Here is a 26816-nt window from a genome sequence, read left to right as displayed (position 1 = left end):
CGTCGCGACGATCGCGCAGGGACGGCTCCGCGCTCCCCGCCCGCCCCCGGGGGCCTGCCGCGCCGGGCATCGCCATGAGGCGCCTGCACACCTGGTCGCGAGCAAGGGGGCGAGCGGGTGACCCGGGGCAGCTTTCACCGCGCATTCGGCGCCGCATGCAGCACCACGCGCGTCCACGCCACCGCTACCTGCAGATTCGTTCGTCACGACCGCCGTTCGTGGCATCGGGAGCCCACCCTTGACCGATGCGCCCCCTCTTTGTAAATTAGCCTCACTTATCGCGCGACGGTGGCCATCGGCCCCGCGGCGCCCCGCTTCCCACCGCACTTCTCGTCACCGTCGACAGCAGGAGCAGGTCATGCACACACCCCTCATCTCGCGCCGCGCCGCGCTCGGCGCCGCCGCCGGCGCCTCCGCCCTCGCCCTCGCCGCCTGCGGCACCTCGGGGCCCGGCGGATCCGGCTCCTCGGGCGGCGGCGACTCCGCAACTTTCTGGCAGCTTTCGGGACAGCCGAACGAAGGCATCTACAAGGACTCCGTCGATGCCTTCAACGAGCTCGACAAGGGCACCATCGACCTCACGTTCTTCCAGAACGACGCCTACAAGCAGAAGATCCGCACCGCGATCGGCGCAGGCGAGGCGCCCACGATCATCTACGGCTGGGGCGGAGGCGGCCTGCGCACCTACGCCGAGGAGAAGCAGGTCGACGACCTCACCTCGTGGCTCGAGGAGAACGCCGACTTCAAGGACCGCTTCATCGAGTCCGTGTGGGGCGCCGCGACCGTCGACGACAAGATCTATGCGCTCCCGATCGGCGCGACCCAGCCGATCATCATGTTCCACAACAAGACCGTGCTCGAGAAGATCGGGGCGAAGGCCCCCACCACCTGGGACGACCTCCTGGACGTCATCGAGAAGGCGCACTCCGGCGGCGTCGCCCCGATCTCCCTCGCCGGGCAGTCGCGCTGGACCTCGATGATGTGGCTCGAGTACCTGCTGGACCGCATCGGCGGTCCGAAGGCGTTCGAGAGGATCGCCGCCGGGGAGAAGGACGCCTGGCTCGACGACGCCGTCGTCGAGATGGGAGACAGGGTCAAGGAGCTGCTCGAGGTCAAGGCCTTCGCCGACGGCTTCGAGTCCATGGCCGCCGACTCCAACACCGACCAGGCCCTGCTGTGGTCCGACAAGGCCGCTCTCATGCTGCACGGCGGCTGGACCTTCGGCGGCATGAAGGCCAGCGGCGGCGACTTCGTCTCCGGCGGGCACCTGGGCTACGGCCCCTTCCCCACCATCGAGGGCGGCAAGGGAGAGCTCGGCGACCTCGTGGGGAACCCCTGCAACTACGTCTCGCTGTCCTCCGCCGCCTCCGACGCCGAGAAGACCGTCGCCCAGGACTTCTTCCTCGAGGGCATGATGACCGACGACGTGGCCGCGGCCTTCGTCGACTCCGGCTCCGCCCCCGTCGTCACCGGTCAGGAGGACGCGCTGAAGGCGAGCGACGACGCCGACTACCTCCAGTGGGTCTACCAGTCCCTCCAGGACGCGCCCGCCTTCACCCAGTCCTGGGACCAGGCGCTGCAGCCCACCGACGCCGAGACGCTGCTGGTGAACACCGAGCAGCTGTTCCTGGGCAAGCTCGAGCCCGAGCAGTTCGCAGAGAACATGAACAGCGGCAAGGGGGCCTGAGCATGACCAGCCCGTCGGCCCGCCTCGACCGCGGTGAGTACGGCGAGCGCGTCCGGGGCGCGGCGGGGGCCCGCTCCGCGCGGGGCGCCGAGCGCTCGACCCGCGGCGCCCCCGGCCGCGAGCGCCTGCAGCTCTCCCACGTGCTGTTCGCCCTGCCCGCACTGGGGTTCTTCGCGATCTTCGCGCTGCTGCCGCTGGTGGGCGTGCTCGTGCTGTCCTTCACCTCGTGGAACGGCATCGGCGCCATCACCTTCACCGGGCTCACCAGCTGGGGCGAGGTGCTCACCCGCTCCACGACCTGGCACGGGCTCGCGCTCGTGGTGCTGATGATCGTGGCGACCTGGGTGCTGCAGACGCCGCTGAGCATCCTGCTGGGCACGTTCCTCGCCGGCCGCCAGCGCTACCGCAACGTGCTCGCAGTGCTGTACTTCCTGCCGCTGCTGCTGTCCTCGGCGGCCATCGCGATCACCTTCAAGTCCCTTCTGGACCCGAACTTCGGGCTCGCGAGCGGGCTGAACATGCCCTTCCTCAAGCAGAACTGGCTGGGCGATTCGACCCTCGTGTGGATCGTGCTGCTGGTGATCATCGCCTGGCAGTTCATCCCCTTCCACACGCTCATCTACCAGGGCGCGGTGCGGCAGATCCCGCAGACGATGTACGAGGCGGCGCAGATCGACGGCGCCGGCCGCGTCCGCCAGTTCTTCTCGATCACCCTGCCGCAGCTCAAGTACACGCTGATCACGAGCTCGACCCTGATGGTCGTCGGCGCGCTGACCTACTTCGACATCATCTTCGTGCTCACCCAGGGCGGACCCGGCTCCTCCACGCGGATCCTCCCGCTGGACATGTACCTCACGGGATTCCGCGGCAACGAGATGGGGGTCGCGAGCGCGCTGGCCGTGATCCTCGTGGTCCTGGGCCTCGGACTCGCGCTCGGCGTGCAGCGCCTGGGCGGCAAGGACGCCTCGGCCAGCCAGACGGAAGGAGCCTGAGACATGCGCAGGAACTGGATCGGCGGGGCCTTCGGCTGGCTCTGGCTGCTGCTCGTGCTGCTGCCCATCTACTTCGTGGGCATCACGAGCCTGAAGTCGATCTCCACGTACTTCGGCTCGAACCCCGTGCTGCCCTCGGCCTCGCTCGCGTTCGAGAACTTCACCGCCGTGCTCGAGGCCGACTTCGGGATGTACCTGGCCAACAGCGTGCTCGTCGCGCTCGGCACGGTGATCCCGCTCGTGCTCATGGCCTTCATGGCCTCGTACTCGATCGTCCGCGCCACCGGCCGCTTCTCGAGGCCCCTGCGCAGCGTGTTCCTGCTGGGCCTCGCGATCCCGGTGCAGGCGACGATCGTGCCGATCTACCTGCTGATCATCCGCCTGCACATGTACGACTCGCTGGGTGCGCTGATGCTCCCGGGGATCGCGTTCGGCCTGCCGCTGAGCATCCTCATCATCTCCAACTCGATGCGGGACGTGCCCGGGGAGCTGTTCGAGGCGATGGACATCGACGGCTGCAGCGAGTGGCAGAAGATGTGGCGCCTCGCCTTCCCGATGACCCGACCCGCGCTCGTCACCGTGGGCGTGTACCAGGCGCTGATGTCGTGGAACGGCTTCCTGTTCCCGCTGATCCTCACCCAGAGCCCCGACAAGCGCACGCTGCCGCTCGCGCTGTGGTCCTTCCAGGGCGAGTACGCGACCAACGTGCCCGTGGTGATGGCCGCCGTGGTGCTCTCCTCGATCCCGATCATCGTGCTGTACGCCCTGGGCCGCCGGTACCTCGTGGGCGGCATGACCGCGGGGGCCGGCAAGTGACCCGGTTGCGCTCGGGAAGCGCCGCGCGGCGCGCGAGCGGCGCGGTCAACATCCGCCCGCGCGCCGGACGGGCCGGTCACGAAGGGGTCACGACAGGTGACCGGGCGGTAGCTTCGGGCCGTGCCCCCGGGAGGCTGAGGGTCCGCGACGGAATCCCTCCGTCCCCGCGAAAGGACACACCATGGACCTCGTCACCGGCCTTCTCGAGTCGATCCTCGGCGTCGTCGGCGGCCTCCTCGGCGGCATCCTCTGACCCCACCCGACCCCGTGGGACGGGGAGGACCGCCTCGGCGGCCCTCCCCGTCCTTCTGCGCGCTGACCTGCGCGGCCATGCCGGTTGTCCACCGGTGTCGGCCCGGATAGGTTCGAGGGGGCCGCCAGCGGTCGACGTCCTGCCCGTCCCTGATCCGTCCCGCCGCCATCGTCCGCTCACCGAGGAGCCGTGACCCCCGCCGTGACCACCCCGTCCTCCCGCCCCCTGTGCGTCGGCCTCATCGGCCACGGCTTCATGGGCGCCGCCCATTCCCATGCCTGGCGCACCGCGCACCGCTTCTTCGACCTGCCGCTGACCCCCGAGCTGCGCACCCTCGCCGGCCGGCGCCCCGAGACCCTCGCCGAGTCCGCGCAGCGGTACGGCTTCGCGACCACCACCACCCGCTGGCAGGACGTCGTCGAGGACCCCGAGATCGACCTCGTGGACATCTGCACCCCCGGCGACACCCACCGGGAGATCGCCCTCGCCGCGCTCGCCGCCGGCAAGCACGTGCTGTGCGAGAAGCCGCTCGCGAACTCCGTGACGGAAGCCGAGGAGATGGCCGGCGCGGCCCGCGCCGCCTCCGCCCGCGGCGTCCGCTCGCTGTGCGGGTTCTCCTACCGCCGCACGCCCGCCCTGGCCTATGCCCGCCAGCTCGTCGCCGAGGGCTTCGTGGGCGAGATCCGGCAGGTCCGCGCCCAGTACCTGCAGGACTGGCTGGCCGACGCCGACGCCCCCATGACCTGGCGGCTGGAGAAGGAGACGGCCGGCTCCGGCGCCCTCGGCGACATCGGCGCGCACGTCGTCGACCTCGTCCAATGGGTCACCGGCACGGACATCGAGGCCGTCTCCGGGACGCTCGCCACCGTGGTGCCCACCCGCCCCACGGCAGGCGCGATGCAGGGCCTGGGCGGGAAGGGGGATGCCGCCGGGGAGCGCCGAGAGGTCACCGTCGACGACACCGCCCTGTTCTCGGTGCGCCTCGCGAGCGGCGTGCTCGGCTCCTTCGAGGCCACCCGCATGGCGCAGGGCCGCAAGAACGCGATGCGCATCGAGCTCCACGGCTCGCGCGGCGCGATCGCCTTCGACTTCGAGCGCATGAACGAGCTGGAGATCTACGACGCCACCGCCCCCGCGGGGCGCCAGGGCTTCACCCGCGTGCTCACCACCGAGCCCGAGCATCCCTATGCCGCCGCCTGGTGGCCCACCGGGCACGGACTGGGCTACGAGCACACCTTCACGCACGAGATCGCCGACCTGGTGCGCGCGATCGGCGAGGGCACCGACCCCTCGCCCTCCTTCGACGAGGCCCTGCGCGTGCAGCGCGTGCTGGCCGCCGTCGAGGCCAGCCACGCCGACGGCTCTCGCTGGACCGCCGTCGGCCCCGCTCAGTCCACCCCGTCCACCCCGTCCACAGCACCCGCCGCGTCCACCACCGAGGAGACCGCCCGATGACCACCACCCGAACCGCCCTCGTCGTCCGCGGCGGCTGGGACGGGCACCAGCCCGTCGAGGCGACCGACCTGTTCATCCCCCACCTGCGCGAGCACGGCTTCGAGGTGCGCATCGAGGAGAGTCCCGCGATCTACGCGGACGCCGAGTACATGGCCGGCGTCGACCTCATCGTGCAGTGCATGACCATGTCGACGATCGAGCGCCCCCAGTTCGAGGGCCTGCGCGCCGCGGTCGAGACCGGGACGGGCCTGGCCGGATGGCACGGCGGCATCGCCGACAGCTACCGCAGCGAATCGGACTACCTCACCCTCATCGGCGGCCAGTTCGGCTGCCACCCGGGCAAGCATCCAGACGAGCGCCGCGGCGAGCAGGACGACAACTTCGTCCCCTACACGGTGAACATGCTCCCGGCGGCCGCCGAGCACCCCATCACCCGCGGCGTGGACGACTTCGACCTGGTCACGGAGCAGTACTGGGTGCTCTCCGACGACTACGTCGACGTGCTCGCGACCACCACCCAGAAGGTGCGGGAGTGGGACCCGTGGACCCGCCCGATCACCTCGCCCGCGATCTGGACCCGTCAGTGGGGGAAGGGCCGGATCTTCGTCGCCACCCCCGGCCACCACGTCGACGTGCTCGAGGATCCCAGCGTGCGCACGATCGTCGAGCGCGGGCTGCTGTGGGCCGCGCGCGGCTCAGACGACCCGTACGCCGCCCCGTCCGCCGGCCGCGCGCACCGCACGGAGGAGGCCCGATGAGCGCCGCGCCCGGCCCCCTGCGGATCGGCATGATCGGCTGCGGGAACATCTCCGCGCAGTACCTCGCCTCCTTCCCCTCCCTCCCGGACGTGGAGCTCGTCGCGGTCGCTGACCTGGACGCCTCCCGTGCCGAGGCCGTCGCCTCCGCGCACGAGGACGTGCGCGCCCTCTCGGTCGACGAGCTGATCGCCGACCCGGACGTGGACACGGTCCTGAACCTCACGATCCCCGCGTCCCACGCCGAGGTCGATCGTCGGGCGATCGACGCCGGGAAGAACGTGTACGCCGAGAAGCCCTTCGCCGTCGAGACGGCCGACGGCGCCGCCGTGCTCGAGGCGGCCCGTGCGGCCGGCGTGCTCGTCGGCTCCGCCCCCGACACCGTGCTGGGCACGGGCACGCAGACGGCGCGCGCGGCGATCGACGAGGGCCTCATCGGCGCCCCGATCGCGGCGACCGCCACCATGCTCACCCCCGGCCACGAGCGCTGGCACCCCAACCCCGACTTCTACTACGTGCCCGGCGGCGGACCGCTGCTGGACATGGGCCCGTACTACGTCCACGCGCTGGTCACGCTGCTGGGCCCGGTCGACGCAGTGATCGGCGCGGCCTCCCGCACCCGTTCCGAGCGCACCATCGGCTCCGGCCCGCGCGCGGGCGAGGTCATCCCGGTCAGCACGGACACGCACGTCAGCGGGATCCTCGTGCACTCCTCGGGAGTGCTCTCCACGCTCGTCATGAGCTTCGATGCGGTGGCCTCCTCGATCCACCCGATCGAGATCCACGGCAGCGCGGGCAGCCTCGCGGTGCCCGATCCCAACCGCTTCGACGGCGACGTCGAGCTGCACCGCCTGGGCGGCGAGGGGTGGGAGACCCTGCCCGTGAACGCCGGCTACGTGGACGCCTCACGAGGGATCGGACTGCAGGACATGGCGCTGCGCGGCGCGGACCTGCGGGCGAGCGGCGCGCTCGGCCAGCACGCCCTGGAGGTCATGAACGCCGTGCTCGCCTCCTCGCGCAGCGGCTCGCGCGTCGAGGTCGCGAGCAGCTGCGAGCGCCCGCAGGCCGTCCCGCTCACCGACGTGAGGGGCTGAGGGTCCGGCCCCGCGCGAGGCAACCCATGGCATCCGCCCACGTCGCCCGGCGTGACGCGGGACACTGGAAGGCACGTCCGTCCACCTCCGGAAGGCACATCCCCGACATGTTCTCCGTCGGCATCATCGGCACCGGCGCCATCTCCGACGCCCACATCAACGCGTACCTCGAGCTCGCCGAGGAGTTCCCCGACCTGCGCATCGTCGCCCTGGCGGATCTGGACCTCGCGGGGCCGACGGCCAAGCGCGAGGCCTTCGGGCTCGAGGACGCCCGCGTCTACGACGACGTCGCGGCGATGCTCGAGGCCGAGGACCTGGACCTGGTCTCCGTCACCACTCCCCCGTCGGCCCATGCGCCGCTCGCGATCCAGGTGCTCGAGGCGGGTGTGAACGCCGTGGTCGAGAAGCCCATGGCCACCTCCCTCGAGGAGTGCGACGCGATGCTCGCCGCGCAGCGCGCGAGCGGGAAGATCCTCTCGACGATCGCGCAGAACCGCTTCCGCGACGAGATGGCCCGGCTGAAGGCGGTGCTGGACTCGGGGAAGATCGGCCCGCTCTCGCACGCGCGCATCGCCTCCGAGTGGTGGCGCGGGCACTCCTACTACGACCTGTGGTGGCGCGGCACGTGGGCCTCCGAGGGCGGCGGTCCGACGCTGAACCACGCCATCCACCACATCGACATCGCCCTCTGGCTGCTGGGTCGTCCGCTCGCCGTGAGCGCGATGATGACCAATGCCCAGCACGACAACGCCGAGGTCGAGGATCTGTCGATCGCGATCCTGCAGTACGAGCGCAGCCTCGCCGAGCTCACCAGCTCCGTGGTCCACCACGGCCAGAAGCAGGAGATCTCGCTGCAGGGTGCGCGCGCCCGCGTCTCCCAGCCCTGGGAGCCCGCGGCCGAGGTCGCCCGCCCCAACGGCTTCCCCGAGCAGGGCGGCGACGTCGAGACGGTCGCCGAGCTCGAGGAGTTCGCGGCCTCGCTCCCACCGCTGCCCCGAACCGGGCATCCCGCGCAGCTGGCCGACGTCGTGGCCGCCGTGCGCGAGGGCCGCGATCCGCTCGTGACCGGGCAGGACGGCCGCAACGCCGTCGAACTCGTCACCGCGGTCTACGAGTCCGCGATCGAGCGGCGCGTCGTCGACCTGCCGATCAGCCCGGAGGACCCGTACTACCGCTCGGGCACCCTCGTGGAGCGCGCCCCGCACTTCCACGAGAAGACGGGGTCGGTCGCCACCCAGGACGGGTACATGCCCGTCGGCCTCCCCGACGCCGCACAGGCCTGACCGGGCGCTCCGCAGCAGCGGATCCTCGCTGCCCGCCCGGGTCACCTCGCCCGTCGACCGCACCTGACACACTCATCGCCGTCCGCTTCCTCGAAAGGAATCCCACGCATCATGGCCGTCTCCGAAGGCGCGAACTACGCCCCCGCTCCGATGCCGAAGCCCGTCGTCTCCCCCGGTGAGTTCACCTTCGCCGCGATGCACCTGGACCACGGCCACATCACCGCCATGTGCGAGGGCCTCATCGGCGCCGGCGGCACCCTGAAATGGGTCTACGACACCCAGCCCGAGCGCGCCGCAGCCTTCGCCGAGCACTTCGAGGGCGTCCAGCTCGCCGAGTCCGAGGAGCAGATCCTCGAGGACCCCGAGGTGCTCCTCGTCGCCGCCGCCGCGGTCCCCGCCGACCGCGCCGACCTCGGCATCCGCGTCATGGACGCGGGCAAGGACTACTTCACCGACAAGACCCCGCTGACCACCTTCGACCAGCTCGAGCGCGCCCGCGCCGCCGTCGAGCGCACCGGCAGGAAGTACGCCTGCTACTTCTCCGAGCGCATCCACGTCGAGGCCGCCGTCCTGGCCGGACAGCTCATCGACCGCGGCGCCATCGGCCAGGTCATCCAGGTCCTGGGCATGGGTCCCCACCGCCTCGGCGACCCCGACTCCCGCCCCGACTGGTTCTACGAGCGCGCCCGCTACGGCGGCATCCTCACCGACATCGGCTCCCACAACTTCGAGCAGATGCTCACCTTCACGGGCTCCGAGAACGCCGAGATCCTCTCCTCCTCCATCGGCAACTTCGACCACGCCGACCACCCCGAGCTCGACGACTTCGGCGACGCCCATGTCGCCCTGTCCTCCGGCGCCTCCGGCTACGTGCGCGTGGACTGGTTCACCCCCGACGGACTGCGCACCTGGGGCGACGGCCGCACCTTCATCCTCGGCACCGAGGGCTACATCGAGCTGCGCAAGTACGTCGACGTCACCACCGACAACGGGCCCGGCCAGGTCCTCCTGGTCGACGGCGAGGGCGAGCACCGCATCGAGGCCACCGGTCAGGTCGGCTACCCCTTCTTCGGCGACCTCATCCTCGACGTCCTGCACCGCACCGAGAACGCCATGACCCAGGACCACGTGTTCACCTCCGTCGAGCTCGCGCTCAAGGCCCAGGACCAGGCGCGCGTGCTGAAGGCGGCTCCGGGGGCCTGAGCGGCCGCGACCGGGGTGAACTGCTCGAGGCGGCGCGAGCATCCACCCGCAGCGCCACTGGGACTCCACGCCGTCCGGTGACGTCTCACTGCTCCTCCCCCGTGCCAAACATCGGATGTCTGCGATAGCCTGCGAGGGCATCATCGATGATTCGAAGGGGAGCCCCTGTGAAGTTCTTCGCCTACGGCCCTGCCGGTGCCGAGCGCACGGCTGTCGTCCACGACGGCACGTCCTACGACCTCTCACCTCTCACCGGCGGAGCCGCTGCCCTGACGAGGACCTTCCTCGAGGACGACGGGATCGAGCGGACCCGCCGCGCGATCGCAGAAGGCACTCTGACCGCTCTGGACGCCGGAGACGTGCCGGTGCTGGACGCCGCCGAGCCGCAGACGCCGGACGTCGCCCCGTCAGGCACCGTCCGCGTCGGCGCCCCGCTCGCGCCCGGCAAGATCCTGTGCATCGGTCTGAACTACCGCGACCATGCGGCGGAGACGAACGCCGAGATCCCTGCCGAGCCGATCGTCTTCATGAAGGCCCCGGACACCGTCGTCGGCCCCTATGACGACGTGCTGATCCCGCGCGACTCCGTGAAGACCGATTGGGAGGTCGAGCTGGGCGTCGTCATCGGCAGCACGCTGCGCTGCGCGTCCTCGCCCGAGGAGGCGCTCGCCGCCGTCGCCGGGTACACGATCAGCAACGACGTCTCCGAGCGCGAGTTCCAGATCGAGCGCGGCGGCACCTGGGACAAGGGCAAGAACTGCGAGACCTTCAACCCGATGGGCCCCTACCTCGTCACGGCCGACGAGATCCCCGACGTCCAGGACCTCTCCCTCACCCTCTCGGTGAACGGCGAGGTCCGCCAGGACGGCACCACGGCCGACCAGATCTTCGGCGTCGGCGAGGTGCTCGCCTACCTCTCGCGCTTCATGACCCTCTACCCCGGCGACCTCGTGAACACCGGCACGCCGGCGGGCGTCGCCATGGGTCTGCCCGGCCAGCCGTACCTGCGCGACGGCGACGTCGTCGAGCTCGCCATCGAGGGCCTGGGCAGCCAGCGCCAGACCTTCCGCGACGCCCCCGCCCCCACCGCGCCTGCCACGGCGTCCGGCGCGGCGTCCGCCACCACCGAGAAGGAGACCGGCCGATGAGCCCCACGAACCCCTATGAGGGCCTGAAGGTCCTGGTCACCGGCGGCTGCTCCGGCATCGGCCGGGCGACGTCGGCCCGCTTCCTGGAGCTCGGCGCGCACGTCGCCGTCCTCGACCTCTCGCCGACGGGCGCGCCCGAGGGCGCGAGCGTCCACGTGGTCGACCTCGGCGACAGGGCGGCGACGGGCACCGCGGTCGACGCCGCCGCCGAGTCCCTGGGCGGGCTCGACGTGGTCGTGAACAACGCGGGGGTGAGCGCCGTGGGCGACGTGACCGCGAACGACGACGAGGAGTGGGCGCGCGTGCTCAGCGTGAACGTCACCGCGATGGCGCGGGTGACCGCCGCCGCGCTCCCCCAACTGCGCCGCTCCGCGCATGCGGCCGTCGTCAACATGTCCTCGATCGCGGCGACCGCGGGGCTTCAGGAGCGGGTGCTCTACTCGGCGACCAAGGGCGCCGTGCAGGCGATGACCTTCGCGATGGCCACCGACCACGTGCGCGAGGGCGTCCGCGTGAACTGCGTGAACCCGGGGACGGTCGCGACCGAGTTCGTGGATCGCATGGTCCAGAACTTCCCCGACCCCGTGGCCGAGCGGGCGGCGCTCGACGCCCGCCAGCCGACCGGCCGCATGGTCACCCCGCAGGAGGTCGCCGAGTCCGTGGTCTTCCTCGCGAGCCCGCTGAACTCCTCGACCACGGGCACCTCGCTCGCGGTCGACGGCGGCATGAGCGGCCTGCGCACCCGGCCGGTGGACTGAGATGGTCTCGGCAGTCAGCGACAAGGCGATCTCCGCCATCAAGCAGATGGTGGTCGACGGGCAGCTCAGGCCCGGCGACCGCCTGCCCACCGAGAAGGAGCTCGCCGAGACGATCGGCGTCTCCCGCAACTCCCTTCGCGAGGCCGTGAAGGCGCTCTCGGTGATCCGCGTGCTGGACGTCCGCCAGGGCGACGGCACGTACGTCACCGCGCTCGAGCCCGAGCAGCTGCTCGAATCGCTCTCCTTCGTGCTGGACCTGCACCAGGACTCCTCGCACCTCGAGATCCTCGAGCTGCGGCGTCTGATGGAGCCCATCGCGGTCGAGCAGGCCGCCCCGCACCTGACCGATGAGGACTTCGCCCGGCTCGACGAGATGCTCGCCCAGCTGAACGGGGACTCGGGCATCGAGGCGCTGGTGGCCTCCGACATCGCCTTCCACCGGCTCATCAACCACCGCTGCCCGAACGCGTACCTGAGCACGCTGCTCGATTCGCTCGCGAGCTCGACCTCGCGGGCGCGCGTGTGGCGCGGTCTCACGGACTCCGAGGCCGTCGAGCGTACGCTCGCCGAGCACTCGCGGATCCTCGAGGCGCTGCGTGCAGGTCGGGCCGACCTCGCCCGCGCCTACGCGACCTCCCACGTCGCGGGCGTCGAGTCCTGGCTGATCCGGCAGGGGATGCCCGAGGACGCGGCGGCCGAAGGGACGGACCCGGCGACGGGGGCGTGACCGCCTACCCGGTCGCCCCGGCCTCTCCGGTCGCCCCGGCCTCTCCGGTCGCCCCGGCCTCTCCGGTCGCCCCGGCCCGCGTGTAGACCCGCTCCGCGGTCCCCTGCAGCATCTCACGAAGCGCCTCGTCGTCGCTTGCGAGCCGCTCGCGCACGTGGGCGAGCAGCGGGGAGAAGCCGTCGAGGGTGAAAGACGACGGGGCGATCGGCCAGTCGGAGCCGACCATCAGCCGCGCGGGCCCGAACAGATCGAGCGCCGCGGCGACGACCGGGGCGAACGCACCGTTACCGCTGGTCGCGAGGCCGGACAGCTTCGCGACGGTGCGCGGCGCGGCGGCGATCCGCTCGAGCGCCGCCCTCCAGACCCCCATCTGCGCGCTGTCGCCGAGCGGCGGCTTGCCGAGGTGGTCGAGCACCAGGGTGAGCTCGGGGTGCGCCTCGGCGAGGCGGGCCGCCTGCTCCATGTGGCGGGGGAAGGCATCGGGCACGTCGAGCGGGAGGCCGGCGTCGGCCAGGAGCTCGAGCGAGCGGCCGACGGCCCGGTGCTCGAGGAATCCCGGATCCGGCTCGTCGTGGACGAGGTGCCGGACGCCGACCAGGTGGTCGGTGACGGCGGGGTCGGCGAGCGCGTCCGCGACCGCGGCGGGGTCCTCGAGCGGCAGCCAGCCGACGACGTCGGCCGTGATGGCCGGACTCCGCGCCGTGATATCCGTGCTCTCCGCCTCGATCGCTCGGGCGGTGCGCTGCAGGTGGGCGGTGTCCTCGGGAGTGTCATCGGCCTGGACCAGGATCACGCGGGTGACGCCGAGCGCGGCCAGCCCGTCGTGCACCATCGACCACTCGCCCGTGCGCCGCAGCGCCTCGGGCGCCCCAGCGAGCCACGCGTAGGGGCTCCGCTGCAGGTCCCAGAGGTGCAGGTGGGCATCGGTGACCGCGGGGCCGGCGGGATCACGCATCGCGCGCCCCGGCAGTCCGCTCCGCCCACTCGGCCTCGAGCGCGGCGACCGCCTCCCACGCCGTCTCCGGCACGTGCTGCCCCATCCGCTCGACGTTCGAGACCACCTGCCCCGCGGTCCGCATGCCCAGCACCACCGAGGCGATCGCCGGGTGGCGCAGCGGGTACTGGACGGCGAGATCGGGCAGGGTGACGCCGTGGTCCTCGGCGAGCGCGGCGAGGGCGCGGGCGTGCGCGAGGATCTCGGCCGGCGCGGCGGCGTACTCGTAGGTGGCGTCGTCGGGGACGACGGGCCGGGAGAGCAGGCCGGAGTTGAAGACGCTCACAGCGACCACCTGCACGTCGTGCTCCAGGCATGCGTCGAGCAGCTCGCGGGAGGCGTCCTGCTCGAGGAGCGTGTACCGGCCCGAGAGCATGACGAGGTCGACGAGGCCGGTGCGTACGGCCCGCGTGCACACGGCGGCGTCCTTCGAGCCGACGCCGACCGCGTCCACGAGGCCCTCCTCGCGCATGCGGGCCAGCGCGGGCAGGCCCTCGGCGAAGGCCTGCTCCGTCGGCCCCTCCTCGGGGTCGTGCGCGTACAGGATGTCCACGCGGTTCAGGCCCAGGCGCTCGAGGGATGCCTGGTGGGAGGCGCGCACTCCGGCTTCGGAGAAGTCCCAGCGGCGCACGTGGTCGTCGAGGACCCAGAAGGCGTTCGCGTGGTCGTCGCCCGTGCCGGGGCCGGGGTCGAGCAGGCGACCCACCTTCGTGGAGACCAGGTACTCCTCGCGCGGGAGGCCGCGGAGCCTCTCGCCGAGGCGGCGCTCGCTGGTGCCGATCCCGTAGTGCGGGGCGGTGTCGAAGCACCGGATCCCCTGCTCCCAGGCGGCGGCGACCGCGCCGTCGGCCTCCTCGTCGGTGGTGACCCGGTAGAGGTTGCCGAGCTGGGCGGCGCCGAATCCGAGGCGCGGCAGCGGGAGGCGCAGGCCGGCCGCGCTCATGCGGGCTCTCCCGACCACACGATGCCGCCGGGGAACTCGTGCTCCCGGACGGATGCCTCGAGCATGCGCGCTCCGCCGCCGGGCTCCTCGGGGGCCCGGTAGGCGCCGCGCTCGACGCGCACGGGCACCTCGAAGTGCTCGTGCAGGTGGTCGACGAACTCGATGCGGCGCCGGGGATCCTCGCCCCCGATCGCCACGGCGTCGAAGAACGCGAGGTGCTGCACCATCTCGCACAGGCCCACGCCGCCCGCATGGGGGCAGACGGGCACGCCGAACTTCGCGGCGAGCAGCAGGTTCGCGACGTTCTCGCCGACCCCTGCGACACGGGTCGCGTCGAGCTGGAGGACGTCGATCGCGCCGGCCTGCAGCAGCTGCTTGAACACGATCCGGTTCGCGCCCTGCTCGCCGGTCGCGACCTTGAGCGGGGCCACGCCCCGGCGGATCGCGGCGTGGGCGAGGACGTCCCCGGGGAACGTCGGCTCCTCGATCCAGTAGGGGTCGTAGGGGGCGAGGCGGCCCAGCCACTCGATCGCCTCGGCGACATCCCAGCGCTGGTTCGCGTCCGCGGCGATCGGGAAGCCCTCCCCCATCTCGGCGCGGGCGAGGGCGAAGCGGCGCACGTCGTCCTGGACGTCGGCCCCGACCTTGAGCTTCACCATCTCGAAGCCCTCGTCCCGCGCCTCGCGCAGCAGGCGGCGCAGCTTCTCGTCGCTGTACCCGAGCCAGCCCGGGGTCGTCGTGTAGGCGGGGACGCCGAGCGCGCGCACCGCGGCGATCCGCTCCTCGCGGCCCTCGGCCCCGCGCTGCAGGATCTCCCGGGCCTCCTCGCGGGTGAGGGCGTCGGTGAGATAGCGGAAGTCGACGAGGTCGAGGATCTCCTCGGGCGTGAGCATCGCGAGGGTCAGCCAGAGCGGTCGCCCCTCGCGACGCGCGCGCAGGTCCCACAGCGCGTTGACCACGGCGCCGATCGCCATCGCCATCACGCCCGTCTCCGGCCCGAGCCACCTCAGCTGCGAGTCGCCGTCGAGCTCCTTCTGCATCCCGCCGAGGTCGGCGAGCACCTCCTCGACGTCCCGCCCGATCACGTGCGGCTCGAGTGCGCGGATCGCCGCGCTCTGCACGTCGTTGCCGCGGCCGATGGTGAACACGAGGCTCGTCCCGGCATCGGCAGGGTCCTCGGTGTCGGTGCGGATCGTGAGGTACGCGGCCGAGTAGTCGGGGTCGGGGTTCATCGCGTCCGAGCCGTCGAGGTCGCGGCTGGTGGGGAAGCGGACGTCGCGGACGTCGAAGGAGAGGAAGGTGCTCACCGGTGGTTGTCCTCGGTTCGGTCGATTCGTGGGGTGGGTGCGTGGGGCGGGCGGCCGCGGGGCCGAGCGGCCGATGGGCCGGGCGGCCGATGGGCCGGGCGGCCGACGAGCCCCGGGGTCGACGGCCGCCCGGCCCGTGTCAGGCGGCGGGTGCGCTGACCGAGACGGGCGGCGCGTCCTCGCCCTCGAGGCGCACGCGCACGCCGCCCTCGGGCCAGGCCGCGTCGGGCAGCGCGCCGATGGGGACGTCGGCCTCTCCCGCCGGCCCGCTGAGGAAGACGTGCACGGTGCCGTCCTTCTCCACGGCTCGTGCCCAGGTCACGCCGGGGATCTCGAGCGCGCCGAGGCCGGTGGAGCCCGCGAGGTGCGCCTTGTGCTCGGCCATGAACTCCCCGAGGCCCTCGAGGACGGCGACCTGGGGTGCGGGCAGGGTGCCGTCGGCCTTCGGGCCGACGTTCAGCAGCACGCGCCCGCCCTGGGAGACGGCGTCGACGACGTGGCGGATCGCCTGCGCGATGCTGAGGTACTGCTCGGGGCCCTCGACCTGGTTGTACCCGAAGGACAGGCCGATGCCGCGGCAGTTCTCCCAGGCCTCGCCCTCGGGGATCTCCCCGGCCTGGTACTCGGTGGTCACGAAGTCGTGGTGGGCATCGGAGAAGCGGTCGTTGATCAGGCCCTCCGGGCGCTGCGCGTAGAAGTGCTCGAGCAGCGCCCCGAGGCCGCCGGGCCCGAAGTGGTGGTTCTCGTCGGGCCAGCCGATGTCGTTCCAGAAGACGTCGGGCGCGTAGCGGTCGATGAGGTCTCGCACGTGGGCGGAGCAGTACCGGCCGTACTCGTCGTCGAGCGGGCGTGGCATGCGCTCGGCCGCCCCCTCGAGACCGATCGGGTCCGTCGGCCGCACGTGCCAGTCGAGGCCCCCGGAGTAGTAGACGCCGAAGCGCAGCCCGGCGCTCGTCGTCGCCGCGGCGAGCTCGCCGACGATGTCGCGGTGCGGTCCGCGGGCCACCGTGTTGCGGTCCCCCGTGTCGGGAGCGTCCCAGAGGGTGATGCCGTCGTGGTGCTTGGTGGTCGGCACGACGTAGTCGGCGCCGGCGCGGCGGAACAGGTCGACCCAGGAGATCGCGTCGAAGTCGCTCGCGTCCCAGGCGTCGAGGAAGTCGTCGTAGGGGGCGCCGCCGAAGACCTCCTGCTGATGCCGCTGGGCGGGTGAGGCGTCGAGCCGGATCGTGTTGAAGTACCACTCGGCGTAGGGGTTGTGGGAGAACCACTCGTGGTCGTTGTCGAAGGTGCCGAGCTCCCCGATGGGCTCCGCCCAGGCCGGGACGGCGTAGGCGCCCCAGTGGATGAAGATGCCCAGCGGGGCGTCGCGGAACCAGTCGGGGTGGCGGGTGGGCAGGGAGGCCCAGCGCTGGGAATCGTCGGTCACAGCGGCGCGGGTCGCATCGGGAGCGGTCGTCTCGGCGGTGGTGTCCGTGCCGGTGTCGGGATCGGCGGCCATGGGTTCATCGTCTCCTCTGGAGCGGGGGTGCGGGGGCGGTCTGGAAGATCGGCGGGACGTCAGCGGCCTCCGAAGCCGCCCATGCTCACCCCCTGCTGCAGCTGCTTCTGGAGCAGGACGACGATCAGCAGGCTCGGCAGGACCACAAGGGTCACGGCCGCCATCAGCGGGCCCCAGTCCGTTCCCCTCTCTCCGGAGAACATCTGGAGACCGATGGGGACCGTCGCCATCCAGGTGTCGTTCACGATGATCAGCGGCCACAGGAAGCTCGCCCAGTACTCGATGAACGCGAAGACGAAGACCACCGCGATCGGTGCCCGCAGCAGCGGGACGATGATGCTGACCAGGGTGCGCAGCCGGCCCGCCCCGTCGATCTTCGCGGCCTCCTCGTAGTCGGCGGGGAGGCCGAGCAGGAACTGGCGGATCAGGAAGGTGCCGAACGCCCCGAAGGCGAAGGGAAGGATCAGCGCGGGGTACGAGTTGACCAGGCCGAGCCTCTGCATCATCAGGTACAGCGGGATGATCAGCACCTCCTGGGGCAGCACCATCGTCGCGAGGAACGCGCCGAACAGGACCGCGCGGCCCCGGAACTCGAACCGCGTGAACGCGTAGGCGCTGAGCACGGAGACCGTCACCGTGATGCCGGCTCCCACGAGCGCGATGAGGAAGCTGTTGACGAGGATCCGGGCGAAGGGGATGGCCGTCCACGCGGTCACGTAGTTCGACCACTCGACCCTGGATCCCAGGAAGCTGGTGCCGCTCGCGAAGACCTCGTCGGTGGGTTTGAGGGAGGTCGCGATCATCCAGATGAACGGGAAGACGAAGACCAGGCCCACGATGCAGATCAAGACGCGGGAGAGGGTCTGCCCGGCTCGCGTGCCGGACCGGCGCGGACGCGGCGCGATGCTCTCAGCTGTCATAGGAGACCCACCTCTTCTGCTGGCTGAACTGGACGGCGGTGATGAGCATGACGATCACGAAGAGGGCCCAGGCCAGTGCCGAGGCGTACCCGAGACGGTCGAAGGAGAAGCCGTTGCGGTAGAGGTGGAGGACGAGCGTGCTGGTCGCGTTGCCCGGCCCGCCCTCGGTCAGCGCATACGGCTGCGTGAAGACCTTGAATGCACCGATCACCGTCATGATCGTGCAGAAGAAGATGGTGGGCGAGAGCATCGGGAACACGACCCGGAAGAAGCGGTTCACCGGACCCGCACCGTCGATCCGGGAGGCCTCGACGACGCTGGGGTTGATGCCGGCGATGCCCGCGCCGAGGACGATGATGTTGTATCCCATCCCCTGCCACAGCGACATCATGACGAGCGAGACCATCGCCCAGCCCGGGGTGTTCAGCCATTGCGGCCCGCTGATGCCCAGGTGCGCGAGGAACCCGTTGACCACGCCCTCGTCGTCGAGGAGCAGCCGGAAGACCAGGGCGTTGCCGATCATCGGGGTGACCACGGGGATGAAGAAGAGCACCCGGAAGAACGCCGCCCAGCGACCGCCGAGGTTCATCAGCCAGTAGCTCAGACCGAGGGCCACGGCGAGATTCACCGCCGTGTAGAGCACCGCGAAGATCAGGGTGTTCAGCAGGCTGCGCCAGAACGCGGGGTCCCCGGCGAGCATGTACCGGTAGTTCTCGAGGCCGACGAACTTCGGCGACCCCAGCAGCGGCCAGTCGAACGCGCTGATGACCAGCGAGGCCGCAAGGGGCACCACGATGAAGACGGCGAACCCGAGCATGCCGGGGCCGAGGTAGAGGATGGCGGGCCAGCGCGCCGGGCGGCCCCGGCCCGCGCGCTGCGGGCGGCGCGCCGGCTCGGCGGGGACCGACGCGGGCGCCTGGTCGAGGGCTGCGGTCATCGTGCGGTCGCCTCCTGGATCTCGCCGAGGATCTGCTGCGCGGTCCGGCGCCCTCGGAAGCCGTCGGTCGCGTACTGGGCGAAGACCGAGACGATCTCGTTCCAGTTCGACGTCGTCACCAGCGGCTGCCCGGAGTCCGCGAGGGCGGTCACGGCGCGGACGCTGTCCTCGGGCTTCCCCTCCGCCCAGCGGTCCCGCTCCTGCGCGAGCGAGGGGAACGTGCCCCGCGCATGGGCCACGCTGCCGATGACGTCCGGTGTCGTGATGGCCGCGAGCGTCCGGAACGCCGCGGTGGGGTCCTCCGCCTCGGCCGCGATCCCGAAGCCTGAGCCCTGGATCAGCCCGCGGGCATCGCCGCTGCGCGAGGGGATCACGCCGACGCCGAGGTCATCGCCGAGGGCGTCGGCATACACCTGGTACATCCACGTCCCGTCGACGTACATGGCGGCGGCGCCGCTCATGAGGTCCTGCTGGGCGGCCGGCTCGGAGTCCACGGCCGACGGGGCCGTCGCGACGCCGTGCTCGGTGACGAGGTCGAACCCGAACTGCACGCCCTCGACGATCGCGGGATCGGTGAGAGTGAGGTCCCCGTCGGCGACGGGGGCTCCGCCGTCGGCGAAGCCGATCGCCATGCCCAGGTGCACGAGGCCCGCGGAGATCGCGAGGCCGTGGACGTCCCCCGAGGTCAGCGCCTTCGCATCCTCGAGGAAGTGGTCCGTGGTATAGCCGAGGCCGGGCACCCCGAGGCCGGCGTCCTCGAACAGGGAGCGGTTGAAGTAGAGGACCATGGGCTCGGCGTCGTACGGGACGGCGCGAATGGTGCCGTCGACCGTCATGGCGGTCATCATCGCTTCGTTGAAAGCTCCCAGGTCGACGCCCGCGTCCTGCGCGAGATCCTCGAGCGGAGCGAGCAGGGGGCCGATCTCCTGCGTCCTGGCCGCCTGCGTGGTCAGCAGCGCAGGGGCGTCCTTCGCCGTCATCCGGGTCTTCGCCTTGGTCCAGAAGTCCTCGAAGCTGGGGCCCTCGAGGGTGAGGGCGAATCCGGGGTCCTCCTGCTGCGCGGCGTCGATGAACGCCTGCCACTGCTCGCGGTCGCTCGCGCTCGAGATCCAGGTGAAGAGCCGCGTGCTGGGGTCGCCAGTGGGACCGCCGCAGGCCGTCAGCGCACCGGAGGCACCGAGCAGTCCCATTCCCGCGCCTGCGAGCAGCGCGCGGCGCGAGAGCGGTGCGGCCCTCTTCGTCATCGGCATGTCCCACCCCTGGTCCCGAAGGTCGTCGTCGTCCTTCTCGAGCGCCGCGGACGCCCGAGCCGCAGAGGCCCGAGCCGTCGCGTCCTGTGCCGTCGGGGCTCGCCCCTCAAGACATCGGATGTCTTCGCGGCAGGACCACTCTTGAGGAAAACATGGGATGAGTCAAGAGGTGTCCGAGGGATTGCCGCGTCCGCCCGCGTTTCCGCCTCCGCGTGCTCGCATGTCAGCGGCTCACCTCGACTCCGCGCTCCTCTGAATCCGGATGGCCGTCGGGCGGTCCTCGGATGTATGGCGCGTCCGGACGTGCATCGACCGCTCCCCCGCGCCATGGATCGCGATAGCGTGCCCGTATGGCAGCACGGCGGCTGCTCTCAGTCCGGTCGCCGATCGACGACCCACGAGGAGCCCCATGTCCAGCCCCGGCCATGCGTCGTCCGCAGCGCGCGGCGTCCCGTCATCCCCCGCCCGCCCCAACATCGTCTTCGTGATGTCCGACGACCACGCGGCGCACGCGATCTCCGCCTACGGCAGCCGCGTGAACTCCACCCCGCACATGGACCGTCTCGCGGAGGAGGGCGCTCGGCTCGACGCCATGTACTGCACGAACTCGATCTGCACGCCGTCGCGCGCCTCGATCCTCACCGGCGCCTACAGCCACATCAACGGCGCCGCGACGCTCTACACCGAGTTCGACCACCGCGTGCCCACGGTCTCGGAGGCACTGCAGAGCGCCGGCTACGCGACAGCGCTGTTCGGGAAGTGGCACCTGGGCCATTCGCCGTCGGCCCTGCCTCGCGGATTCGACTCCTGGCGCATCCTCCCCGGTCAGGGCGAGTACTGGGACCCGCGGTTCCTCACGCCGGACGGCGAGGAGCAGCACGAGGGGTACGTGACCGACCTGCTCACGGACATGGCCCTCGACTGGATCGACGAGGAGCGCGCACAGCGCCCGTCGGACCCCTTCTGCCTGATGCTCCACCACAAGGCGCCGCACCGGCCGTGGATCCCGCACCCCCGGCATGCCGAGCGCTACCCCGTGGGCAGCATCCCCGAGCCCGAGACCCTCCTCGAGGACCTCTCGACCCGCTCGAAGGCGGTGCAGGGCGCGCGCATGTCGATCGCCGACGACCTCACCCGCACCGACGTCAAGGAGGACATGCCCGCCGAGCTGCGCGCCGAGGACCGGCGCGAGGACCGCGCCCGCTGGAACTACCAGCGCTACCTGCGCGACTACCTGCAGACCGTCCAGGCGGTCGACGACAGCGTGGGCCGCGTGCTCGACCACCTCGATCAGCTCGGCATCGCCGAGGACACCCTGGTCGTCTACACCTCGGACCAGGGCTTCTTCCTGGGCGACCACGGCCTGTTCGACAAGCGGCTGATGTACGACGAGTCGCTGCAGATGCCCATGCTCGTGCGGTGGCCCGCCGAGGTCCCGGCGGGGTCGCGCGTGACCTCCATGCTCCGCAACGTCGACGTGGCCGCCACCCTGCTCGACGTCGCCGGGATCGATCCCGAGCAGGCGATGCCCGGCCAGCAGGGGCGCAGCTTCCGTCCGCTGCTCCGCGGCGAGGAGATCGAGGACTGGCCGCGCGCCGTCTACTACCGCTACTGGGAGCACGACGACCCCGCGCACCACGCCCCGGCGCACTACGGGATCCGCACCGAGGACTTCGCGTACATCGACTACTACGGGGCGGGCCTCGGAGCGCCCGGCGCCTCGGATCGCATCTTCGAGCGCGAGCACGAGCTCTACGACCTGCGCAACGATCCCGGGGAGCTCCGCAACGTGGCCGGCGATCCCGCCTACGCCGCGGTCCGGGAGGATCTCGCCGCGCAGCTCGCGCAGATGCAGGCCGAGGTCGGCGACCACCCCTACACGGGGCCCGGCAGCTGGCATCCGGACTGGAATCACGGCGCCGCCTCGGCCCGCGACACGGACGCGGAGGCCCGGCCGACGGGTGACTGAGCGGGGCATCTGCAAAGCCACCCCGGGTCACCGCCGACCGTCCCGTGTGCCACAGCATGTTGCAGTAGTTCGCATTCCTAACTACATTGGGGCGACGTGCCCACCGATGACTTCCCTCAGGACCTGACGCTCGCCTGCAGCCGCTTCGTGCGGCTCGCCGCCCGCCGCGCGGATGTCGGCGTCTCCTCCGTCTCCTGGCGGGTCGTGAGCACGATCGAGCAGCGGGGACCGCTGCGGCTCAGCGAGATCGCCGAGCGCGAGAGGGTCACCCGCCCCACGGCGACGACCGTGGCGAAGCGGCTCGAGGAGGAGGGCCTGGTGTTCCGGGCCCCCGATCCCGCCGATTCGCGCTCGGTCCTCGTCGATATCGCCCCTGCCGGCCGCGAGAAGCTCGCCGACTGGCGCAGCCGCATGAACCACGGGGTCGGCGCCATCCTCGACGAGCTCGGGGACGACGACCGCCGCACCCTCGCACAGGCCGCCGAGATCCTGGCGCGGATCGTGGAGACCCACGACTCCGCGCCTCCCGCGCCCGACTCATCACCTCCCGCGACCTGACCCGTCGGCGTCGCCGCGCCCCGACCCGACCCGGCGGCCTCGCCCGCACCCGCTCCCCCGAACCCGCCCTCCGACGTCCCGCCCCACCGATCATGAGAAGGTCACCGATCGCATGACAGCCCCTTCCGCCACGAATCCGCACACCGCGGGCTCAGCGCCCGCTCCTGCGTCGAACGCCGCGCCGACCCTGCGCGACGCCTTCCACCAGCCCAAGGCCGTGTGGGCGATCGCCTTCGCCGCGACCGTGTCCTTCATGGGCATCGGCCTGGTGGACCCGATCCTCCCGGCGATCAGCTCCCAGCTGGACGCCTCCCCCACGCAGGCGATGCTGCTGTTCACCAGCTACCTGTTCATCACCGCGATCGCCATGTTCTTCACGAGCTGGTTCAGCTCGAAGGTCGGCGTGCGGACCACCCTGCTGATCGGCCTCGCGCTCGTCGTCGTCTTCGCGGCGCTCGCCGGCGCGTCCGGCTCGGTCAGCGAGATCATCGGCCTGCGCGCCGGCTGGGGACTGGGCAACGCCCTGTTCATCTCCACCGCGCTCGCTGCGATCGTGGGCGCCACCGCAGGCCCGTCGGGCGGCGCGATCATCCTGTACGAGACCGCGCTGGGCATCGGCATGGCGCTCGGCCCGCTCCTAGGCGGCCTGCTGGGCAGCGTCTCCTGGCGCGCCCCGTTCTTCGGCACCGCCGTGCTCATGGCCATCGGCTTCATCGCCATCACCGCCCTGCTGAAGAAGGAGGCGAAGCCGGTCCACGTCTCCCCGCTCGCCTCCCTGCGAGCGCTGGGCAACCCGGCCCTGCGCACCCTCGCGCTCGTCGCGATCTTCTACAACTTCACGTTCTTCGTGATGCTCGCCTACTCGCCCTTCCCGCTCGAGGCCGCCGCCGCGGCCCAGGGCAAGGAGTTCGGCGCGATGCAGATCGGCGGCGTGTTCTTCGGCTGGGGCGTGTGCCTCGCGATCACCTCGGTGTTCGTCGCTCCGATCCTCACCCGCAAGCTGGGCCTCATCCCCACGCTGCTGACCATCGAGGGCCTGCTGGCCGTGCTGATGCTGGGCCTCGCCCTCGCGCACGGATCCATGATCGGCATCATCGTGCTGATCATCGTGGGCGGCCTGCTGCTGGGCGTCATGAACACGGCGCTGACCGAGACCGTCATGGAGGCCACGGACCTGCCGCGCGGCGTGGCCAGCTCCGCCTACTCGGGCGTGCGCTTCCTGGGCGGCGCGATCGCCCCGGCCGTCGCCGGTCCGCTCTCCGAGGCCGTCGGCGCCGCGGCCCCGTACATCCTGGGCGCGGTCACCGTGGTGCTGAGCATGCTGATGCTCGTCATCGGCCGACGCCACCTCTCGCAGGTCGGCCAGCAGCACCACCTGAGCAGCGAGCAGGAGGCCGAGGCCATCACCGCCGGCGACGAAGTGTGATGCGGCGCTGAGGGATCTCCCCCTCCCTCCCACGGCCATCGAGTGGTGCGAAACCGCCCCCAAGATCGATCTTGGGGGCGGTTTCGCACCACTCGATGACGGTTCGGGGCCCGAGATGGGTGGTGAGGGTGGCGGGAGCGGTGGCCTCGGCCGGTGTTGGGCACTGGATCTGCGGGGTGCGAGGGTGCGTCGTCAGCGTCTCCGTCCGTCCCATCCGTGGCGCCGGAGCGCGGCTGACACCCGTCTCACCGCCCGGGCACCCCGATCGTGGAGGTCTGCGGCGACCGTCCGCACTTCGATCCAGCCGTGATGGACCCTCGCCTCGGTCCGCGCGATGTCCCGTTCCTGCTGTTCACGGCTCAGATGCGTCGGCCCCTCATGCTCTGCGCAGACGCGGTGCTCCGGCCAGGACAGATCCGGCTGCCCCAGATCGACCCCGCCCTCGGAGATCGTGACGTTGAGGCGCGGCTCCGGGAGGCCGGCGCGGACCAGGTGCAGCCGCAGCAGGGTCTCCGCAGGTGAGTCGCTCCCCACGCGAGCCTGCTCGAGCGCTGCGCGCAGCCTCGCGTTGCCCCGTCGTCTCGAACCGCCCTCCACGGACGAGTCGAGCTCATCGAGGGTCGCATAGGGACGCCGGCGCCCCTCGAACCGGAACCTGGGCCAGCGGATGAGATGGTCGGTGACGGAGATCAGCTCGTCGACCGAGAGGACTGCCGCGAGGTCCTCCCAGGTGCGCACGCGAGACGTCATCCGAACCCCCTGGGCCTCGAGCACGTCCGCTGCGGTGAGCCCGCCGAGCCGATGCCACCGCACGTACGGCACGTCGCGTCGCCGGGCCCGGGCGGCGATATCGAGAAGTCCTGTCTCGCGCACCGTGCGACGGAACGGGAGCGGCATCTTCAGCAGCTCGGCGGCGGTGGCGCCGCACACGACGATGTCAGGGGCGTCACTACAGTGCGCCCGGGCGAGCTCGGCGACGGTGACGGCGACGCCCGCCCGCGCGTACACACCACGAGAGAGCCGACGGACATCCGGGGCATCCAGACGCCGTGGGCTCACGCCCGCGGCGCGCGCTTCGGCCATCGTGAACACGGTGGCGAGGCTCTGGGGCAAGGTCGACCGGCGCGAGGGCATGGCGATCAGAATGCCCATGCCCGCGCCACGCACCGGGAGTTATCCACACCGCCGGTCCTCCACAGCGCCTGGAACGTCAGCCGCCGGATGCCGCAGGTGAAGCGATCCACCCGACTCACCCCGGTGCGCTGGCTGCGCTGGGTGCGCTGGGTGCGCTGGGTTCGGCTGGGTGCGCTGGCACCTAGCACGGGAGCGCTCAGGGCACCCAGGACGCCGAAGAGACCCAAGGCACCCGAGCCCCGGAAGACCGACTGACGAGTGGTGCAAAACCGACACCATAAGCGCTGATGGCGGCCGTTTCGCACCATTCGTTCTGTGCCGCCCTCGGGGCACGGCGCACCGAGAGACGGCGACCGGCGGCCCCACGTCACGCAGCTCACTCTTGCGCTCGCTCGCGTTAGCGATATATCGTGATGCTGTCACGACATGAACGACCATAAGGAGATCACTCATGCGACGCCATCACGATCATCACGACCAGCATCAGGAACTCGACCCGCGCGCTCTGCGCCGGGCACTCATGCGACGCGGCGGCCAGCGCCGGCGCGCCGAGGAAGGAGGGGCCATGTACCCCGACGACATGGGCTTCGGCCCTCGCGAGCAGCGCGGCGGTCCCCGGGCGGGCCGCGGTCCGGGCGCTCACCCGGGCCACCCCGGACACCCGGAGAACCCCGAGCATCCCGAGCGTCCCGAGCGTCCCGAGCGTCCCGAGCGTCCCGGACACGCTGAGCACCACGGCTTCGACCAGCACGGTCGAGGTCATGCCCATCCGGGCGCCGACGGGCGCGAGTTCGACGGACACGGCTTCGACGGCTCCGAGTTCGAGGGCCGCGGTCCCGGATTCGGCGGACACGGCCTCGGAGGACGCGGCGGACGCGGCTTCGGCGGACCGGCCGGTCCCGGCGGACGCGGCTTCGGTGGCCCGGGTGCCCCCGGGTTCGGCGGACGCGGTCCCGGGGGCCCCGGCTTCGAGGACGCCGACGGCCAGGGTCGCGGCTTCGGCCCCCGCGGAGGCCGCGGTCGTGGCCGCGGACGCGGACGTCGGCCCCGCGGTGACGTGCGCACCGCCGTCCTGCTGCTGCTGAGCGAGGAGCCGATGCACGGCTACCAGCTCATGCAGACCATCGACGAGCGCACGGGCGGGACGTGGTCCGTCAGTCCGGGCGCGATCTACCCGACGCTCTCCCAGCTCGAGGACGAGGGCTTCGTCGAGATGTCGAAGGAGGGCGGGCGCAAGCTCGCCACCCTCACCGACTCCGGCAAGGCCCATGTCGAGGAGAACCAGGCCTCCTGGTCCGACCCCTTCGCGGGCGAGGACGACTCCTTCGCGCAGGGCGCTCTCGATCTTCGCAGCTCGCTGCGGGACCTCACGGGCGCCGTCCGCGAGGCCACCCGCTCGGGCGAGGCCCAGAACATGAGCCAGGTCGCCGAGGTCCTCACCGAGGCCAAGCGCGCGATCTACCGGATCCTCGCGGGCGACGTCCCGGCCGCTGCGAGCGGTGCGGACGGCACTGGGGCGGAGAACGACGGGTCGGACCCGTCGTCCCCGTCGGAGCAGTCCGGCGAGCAGACCGCCTGACGTCCGGACGCGCTCCGCGCTCACGGAAGCGGCCGCCACCCCCCCCCCGGGGGGGGGGCGTCGGCATGCCGGCGGGGGGGGGGGCCGGTCGCTTATAAAAAAAAACCAGCCCCCCAGACCACGGAGGATG

The 26816-nt window shown here is 71.6% G+C and carries 24 protein-coding genes; 15 read left to right on the top strand and 9 right to left on the bottom strand.

The window, feature by feature from the left end; translation table 11 throughout:
• Positions 1-358 precede the first annotated feature (358 nt).
• The 11 genes from ACFQ53_RS01690 to ACFQ53_RS01640 all read left to right on the top strand — a co-directional run bounded on the left by ACFQ53_RS01690 (position 359) and on the right by ACFQ53_RS01640 (position 12171).
• A complete protein-coding gene (locus tag ACFQ53_RS01690) occupies positions 359-1687 on the top strand; it encodes an extracellular solute-binding protein (protein WP_377854415.1) in 1329 nt (442 codons plus the stop codon).
• Positions 1688-1689: 2 nt separating this feature from the next.
• Positions 1690-2679, top strand: coding sequence for a carbohydrate ABC transporter permease (locus ACFQ53_RS01685; protein ID WP_377854412.1), 990 nt, complete (start codon positions 1690-1692; stop codon positions 2677-2679).
• Between the two features lie 3 nt (positions 2680-2682).
• Positions 2683-3495 carry a carbohydrate ABC transporter permease gene (locus tag ACFQ53_RS01680; protein ID WP_377854409.1) on the top strand — a complete coding sequence of 271 codons (813 nt, stop codon included), beginning with the start codon at positions 2683-2685 and terminating at the stop codon, positions 3493-3495.
• A gap of 442 nt (positions 3496-3937) precedes the next feature.
• Positions 3938-5203 (top strand): Gfo/Idh/MocA family protein, encoded by a 1266-nt coding sequence (locus ACFQ53_RS01675; RefSeq protein ID WP_377854406.1) that lies wholly within the window; start codon positions 3938-3940, stop codon positions 5201-5203.
• Entirely contained in the window at positions 5200-5961 is a 762-nt protein-coding gene (locus ACFQ53_RS01670) for a ThuA domain-containing protein (protein ID WP_377854403.1), read from the top strand. The genes ACFQ53_RS01675 and ACFQ53_RS01670 overlap by 4 nt, the downstream gene beginning before the upstream one ends.
• Complete coding sequence (locus ACFQ53_RS01665) at positions 5958-7052, top strand: Gfo/Idh/MocA family protein (protein WP_377854400.1); 1095 nt, start codon at positions 5958-5960, stop codon at positions 7050-7052. Before ACFQ53_RS01670 ends, ACFQ53_RS01665 begins: the two co-directional genes overlap by 4 nt.
• Positions 7053-7159: 107 nt before the next feature.
• A complete protein-coding gene (locus ACFQ53_RS01660; RefSeq protein WP_377854397.1) occupies positions 7160-8335 on the top strand; it encodes a Gfo/Idh/MocA family protein in 1176 nt (391 codons plus the stop codon).
• A 111-nt stretch (positions 8336-8446) separates the two neighbouring features.
• Complete coding sequence (locus ACFQ53_RS01655) at positions 8447-9538, top strand: Gfo/Idh/MocA family protein (RefSeq protein WP_377854394.1); 1092 nt, start codon at positions 8447-8449, stop codon at positions 9536-9538.
• Positions 9539-9705: 167 nt separating this feature from the next.
• Positions 9706-10686, top strand: a complete 981-nt coding sequence (locus tag ACFQ53_RS01650) for a fumarylacetoacetate hydrolase family protein (RefSeq protein WP_377854391.1) — start codon at positions 9706-9708, stop codon at positions 10684-10686.
• Entirely contained in the window at positions 10683-11444 is a 762-nt protein-coding gene (locus ACFQ53_RS01645; protein ID WP_377854388.1) for an SDR family NAD(P)-dependent oxidoreductase, read from the top strand. Before ACFQ53_RS01650 ends, ACFQ53_RS01645 begins: the two co-directional genes overlap by 4 nt.
• 1 nt (position 11445) lies before the next feature.
• On the top strand, positions 11446-12171 hold the full coding sequence (locus ACFQ53_RS01640) for a FadR/GntR family transcriptional regulator (RefSeq protein ID WP_377854385.1): 726 nt from the start codon (positions 11446-11448) through the stop codon (positions 12169-12171).
• A 4-nt stretch (positions 12172-12175) separates the two neighbouring features.
• Here the strand turns inward: ACFQ53_RS01640 and ACFQ53_RS01635 are convergent, their stop codons facing one another.
• From ACFQ53_RS01635 to ACFQ53_RS01605, 7 genes are all read right to left on the bottom strand, one after another.
• Entirely contained in the window at positions 12176-13126 is a 951-nt protein-coding gene (locus tag ACFQ53_RS01635) for an amidohydrolase family protein (RefSeq protein WP_377854382.1), read from the bottom strand.
• Complete coding sequence (locus ACFQ53_RS01630; RefSeq protein WP_377854379.1) at positions 13119-14108, bottom strand: aldo/keto reductase; 990 nt, start codon at positions 14106-14108, stop codon at positions 13119-13121. The genes ACFQ53_RS01635 and ACFQ53_RS01630 overlap by 8 nt, the downstream gene beginning before the upstream one ends.
• Entirely contained in the window at positions 14105-15415 is a 1311-nt protein-coding gene (locus tag ACFQ53_RS01625; protein ID WP_377854376.1) for an enolase C-terminal domain-like protein, read from the bottom strand. The genes ACFQ53_RS01630 and ACFQ53_RS01625 overlap by 4 nt, the downstream gene beginning before the upstream one ends.
• Before the next feature lie 139 nt (positions 15416-15554).
• Positions 15555-16913, bottom strand: coding sequence for an alpha-L-fucosidase (locus ACFQ53_RS01620; protein ID WP_377854373.1), 1359 nt, complete (start codon positions 16911-16913; stop codon positions 15555-15557).
• Positions 16914-16972: 59 nt separating this feature from the next.
• Positions 16973-17833: a carbohydrate ABC transporter permease gene (locus tag ACFQ53_RS01615; protein WP_377854370.1), complete on the bottom strand. Its 861-nt coding sequence runs from the start codon at positions 17831-17833 to the stop codon at positions 16973-16975.
• Positions 17823-18770: a carbohydrate ABC transporter permease gene (locus tag ACFQ53_RS01610; protein WP_377854367.1), complete on the bottom strand. Its 948-nt coding sequence runs from the start codon at positions 18768-18770 to the stop codon at positions 17823-17825. Before ACFQ53_RS01610 ends, ACFQ53_RS01615 begins: the two co-directional genes overlap by 11 nt.
• Positions 18767-20014, bottom strand: a complete 1248-nt coding sequence (locus tag ACFQ53_RS01605; RefSeq protein ID WP_377854364.1) for an ABC transporter substrate-binding protein — start codon at positions 20012-20014, stop codon at positions 18767-18769. Before ACFQ53_RS01605 ends, ACFQ53_RS01610 begins: the two co-directional genes overlap by 4 nt.
• Positions 20015-20429: 415 nt before the next feature.
• Between ACFQ53_RS01605 and ACFQ53_RS01600 the strand changes: the two genes are divergently transcribed.
• The 3 genes from ACFQ53_RS01600 (at position 20430) to ACFQ53_RS01590 (ending at position 23973) form a co-directional block, all read left to right on the top strand.
• Entirely contained in the window at positions 20430-21989 is a 1560-nt protein-coding gene (locus ACFQ53_RS01600) for a sulfatase (RefSeq protein ID WP_377854361.1), read from the top strand.
• A gap of 96 nt (positions 21990-22085) precedes the next feature.
• Positions 22086-22547, top strand: coding sequence for a MarR family winged helix-turn-helix transcriptional regulator (locus ACFQ53_RS01595; RefSeq protein WP_377854358.1), 462 nt, complete (start codon positions 22086-22088; stop codon positions 22545-22547).
• Positions 22548-22659: 112 nt separating this feature from the next.
• On the top strand, positions 22660-23973 hold the full coding sequence (locus tag ACFQ53_RS01590; RefSeq protein ID WP_377854355.1) for an MFS transporter: 1314 nt from the start codon (positions 22660-22662) through the stop codon (positions 23971-23973).
• Positions 23974-24165: 192 nt separating this feature from the next.
• Here ACFQ53_RS01590 and ACFQ53_RS01585 read toward each other — a convergent pair whose 3' ends face one another.
• Positions 24166-25107: a hypothetical protein gene (locus ACFQ53_RS01585; protein WP_377854352.1), complete on the bottom strand. Its 942-nt coding sequence runs from the start codon at positions 25105-25107 to the stop codon at positions 24166-24168.
• 445 nt (positions 25108-25552) lie between these two features.
• Complete coding sequence (locus tag ACFQ53_RS01580) at positions 25553-25909, bottom strand: hypothetical protein (RefSeq protein ID WP_377854349.1); 357 nt, start codon at positions 25907-25909, stop codon at positions 25553-25555.
• A 255-nt stretch (positions 25910-26164) separates the two neighbouring features.
• Here ACFQ53_RS01580 and ACFQ53_RS01575 point away from each other — a divergent pair, with 255 nt between their 5' ends.
• Entirely contained in the window at positions 26165-26686 is a 522-nt protein-coding gene (locus tag ACFQ53_RS01575) for a PadR family transcriptional regulator (RefSeq protein ID WP_377854346.1), read from the top strand.
• The last annotated feature ends 130 nt before the right edge of the window (positions 26687-26816 follow it).

It is taken from the genome of Brachybacterium sp. NPDC056505 (assembly GCF_042794925.1).
In the GTDB taxonomy this organism is placed as follows: Bacteria; Actinomycetota; Actinomycetes; order Actinomycetales; family Dermabacteraceae; genus Brachybacterium; species Brachybacterium kimchii.
Note: the sequence above shows the minus strand (reverse complement) of the source record. Positions and strands in the feature narration are given on the sequence as shown.